At 56.0% G+C, this 2856-nt stretch carries 1 rRNA gene (cut by a window edge); it reads left to right on the plus strand.

Annotated elements, in window-relative coordinates:
• A 23S ribosomal RNA gene (locus tag ACIBCN_RS44415) occupies positions 1-2788 on the plus strand; it begins 431 nt to the left of the window's first position.
• Positions 2789-2856: the final 68 nt, after the last annotated feature.

Here is a 2856-nt window from a genome sequence, read left to right on the forward strand (position 1 = left end):
TGGCGAGAGTCAGAAACCGTTGTGTTAGTCGAAGTGGTCTGGAACGGCCTGTCGTAGAGGGTGAGAATCCCGTAGACGAAAACTCAGCGGCTCTTGTAGTGAGTACCCGAGTAGCAGCGGGCCCGTGAAATCTGCTGTGAATCTGCCGGGACCACCCGGTAAGCCTGAATACTCCCTGGTGACCGATAGCGGACTAGTACCGTGAGGGAAAGGTGAAAAGTACCCCGGGAGGGGAGTGAAATAGTACCTGAAACCGTGCGCTTACAATCCGTCAGAGCCTGTGCATCCTTTAGTGGGTGGTGGGTGATGGCGTGCCTTTTGAAGAATGAGCCTGCGAGTTAGTGGCATGTGGCGAGGTTAACCCGTGTGGGGTAGCCGTAGCGAAAGCGAGTCCGAATAGGGCGGTCCAGTCGCATGTTCTAGACCCGAAGCGGAGTGATCTACCCATGGCCAGGGTGAAGCGACGGTAAGACGTCGTGGAGGCCCGAACCCACTTAGGTTGAAAACTGAGGGGATGAGCTGTGGGTAGGGGTGAAAGGCCAATCAAACTCCGTGATAGCTGGTTCTCCCCGAAATGCATTTAGGTGCAGCGTCACGTGTTTCACGCCGGAGGTAGAGCTACTGGATGGTCTAGGGGGCCTACAAGCTTACCGAAATCAGCCAAACTCCGAATGCCGGTGTGTGAGAGCGTGGCAGTGAGACTGCGGGGGATAAGCTTCGTAGTCGAGAGGGAAACAGCCCAGATCGCCGGCTAAGGCCCCTAAGCGTGTACTAAGTGGAAAAGGATGTGAAGTCGCGAAGACAACCAGGAGGTTGGCTTAGAAGCAGCCACCCTTGAAAGAGTGCGTAATAGCTCACTGGTCAAGTGATTTTGCGCCGACAATGTAGCGGGGCTCAAGTACACCGCCGAAGCCGCGGCATTCACACAATACGTCCGCGTTCTCCTGCGGGAGGGCGTGCAGCGGTGTGGATGGGTAGGGGAGCGTCCTATAGCCATGGAAGCAGCAGGGTGACCTAGTTGTGGAGGCTATGGGAGTGAGAATGCAGGCATGAGTAGCGAAAGACGAGTGAGAAACTCGTCCGCCGAATGACCAAGGGTTCCTGGGCCAGGTTAATCCGCCCAGGGTGAGTCGGGACCTAAGGCGAGGCCGACAGGCGTAGTCGATGGACAACGGGTTGATATTCCCGTACCCGTGTATCCGCGCCCATGATGAATCAGTTGTGCTAAGTGTCCTGAACTTCCGAGAAGACCTTCGGGTCTCGAGTGGAGGGATGCACATGACCCTGGCTGGTAGTAGTCAAGCGATGGGGTGACGCAGGAAGGTAGCTGGGCCAGTCAGTGGTTGTACTGGTGTAAGCCTGTAGGGCGTGGTGTAGGCAAATCCGCACCGCATACAGCCTGAGAGGTGATGCGTAGCCGATTGAGGCGAATTCAGTGATCCTATGCTGCCGAGAAAAGCCTCTAGTGAGTTGGTACACGGCCCGTACCCCAAACCGACACAGGTGGTCAGGTAGAGAATACTAAGGCGATCGAGAGAACTGTGGTTAAGGAACTCGGCAAAATGCCCCCGTAACTTCGGGAGAAGGGGGACCACAACCGGTGACGACCCTTGCGGTCTGAGCTGGGGGTGGTCGCAGAGACCAGTGAGAAGCGACTGTTTACTAAAAACACAGGTCCGTGCGAAGTCGTAAGACGATGTATACGGACTGACGCCTGCCCGGTGCCGGAAGGTTAAGAGGACCGGTTAGCGCCTTCGGGTGCGAAGCTGAGAATTTAAGCCCCGGTAAACGGCGGTGGTAACTATAACCATCCTAAGGTAGCGAAATTCCTTGTCGGGTAAGTTCCGACCTGCACGAATGGCGTAACGACTTCTCAGCTGTCTCAACCACAGACTCGGCGAAATTGCATTACGAGTAAAGATGCTCGTTACGCGCGGCAGGACGAAAAGACCCCGGGACCTTCACTATAGCTTGGTATTGGTGTTCGGTACGGTTTGTGTAGGATAGGTGGGAGACTGTGAAAGCGGCACGCCAGTGTCGTGGGAGTCATCGTTGAAATACCACTCTGATCGTATTGGACTTCTAACCTCGGACCATGATCTGGTTCAGGGACAGTGCCTGGTGGGTAGTTTAACTGGGGCGGTTGCCTCCTAAAATGTAACGGAGGCGCCCAAAGGTTCCCTCAGCCTGGTTGGCAATCAGGTGTCGAGTGCAAGTGCACAAGGGAGCTTGACTGTGAGAGCGACAGCTCGAGCAGGGACGAAAGTCGGGACTAGTGATCCGGCACCGGCAAGTGGAAGCGGTGTCGCTCAACGGATAAAAGGTACCCCGGGGATAACAGGCTGATCTTCCCCAAGAGTCCATATCGACGGGATGGTTTGGCACCTCGATGTCGGCTCGTCGCATCCTGGGGCTGGAGTAGGTCCCAAGGGTTGGGCTGTTCGCCCATTAAAGCGGCACGCGAGCTGGGTTTAGAACGTCGTGAGACAGTTCGGTCTCTATCCGCCGCGCGCGTCAGAAACTTGAGGAAGGCTGTCCCTAGTACGAGAGGACCGGGACGGACGAACCTCTGGTGTGCCAGTTGTTCCGCCAGGAGCACTGCTGGTTAGCTACGTTCGGAAGGGATAACCGCTGAAAGCATCTAAGCGGGAAGCCTGTTCCAAGATGAGGTTTCTCACCACCTTCGAGTGGTTAAGGCCCCCCACAGACCATGGGGTTGATAGGCCAGAACTGGAAGCCCGGTAACGGGTGCAGGTGACTGGTACTAATCGGCCGAGGACTTACCAACAAAGAAGCTACGCGTCCACTGTGCAGTATCTGAAACAACACACGATCCGTGTTCACGGGTTCGGAGTG

The sequence above is a fragment of the Nocardia sp. NPDC051052 genome (assembly GCF_044456045.1).
Lineage (GTDB): Bacteria > Actinomycetota > Actinomycetes > Mycobacteriales > Mycobacteriaceae > Nocardia.